The organism is Bradyrhizobium sp. Kon58, assembly GCF_055807455.1.
Window position 1 is genome coordinate 1 of sequence record NZ_JBVVOT010000376.1, and the last position, 284, is coordinate 284.

At 36.3% G+C, this 284-nt stretch carries 1 protein-coding gene; it reads left to right on the forward strand.

Annotated features, from left to right (window positions below; all coding sequences use genetic code 11):
- On the forward strand, positions 1-199 hold a 199-nt coding region (locus AC0L20_RS40845; RefSeq protein WP_473295798.1), incomplete at its 5' end, for a hypothetical protein.
- Positions 200-284 lie beyond the last annotated feature (85 nt).

The following is a 284-nucleotide window of genomic DNA, read 5'->3' on the forward strand; positions in this document are numbered from 1 at the left end:
TTTATTCTATCTTGTCTATGAGGTGATTACAGCATTAATGTATGTTGGTTTTTCAATAATGGCTTTTCGATATTTTGAGTTTTCCAATATGGCGCTTGGCTATATTGTTCAGTCTGCTTTTTCCTTAGGGGTGTTGTTGTGTTGGTTTTTAAAATTTTCCGATAAGTTAACGCCGCACGCTGAGACAACTAATGTTTGACTATAATTTAGTATACCTCGCTGTCTGGGGACTTGCCTTTATATCGATTCTGGTTCGGAATTTAAAGGTCGATTACCTCTATGTA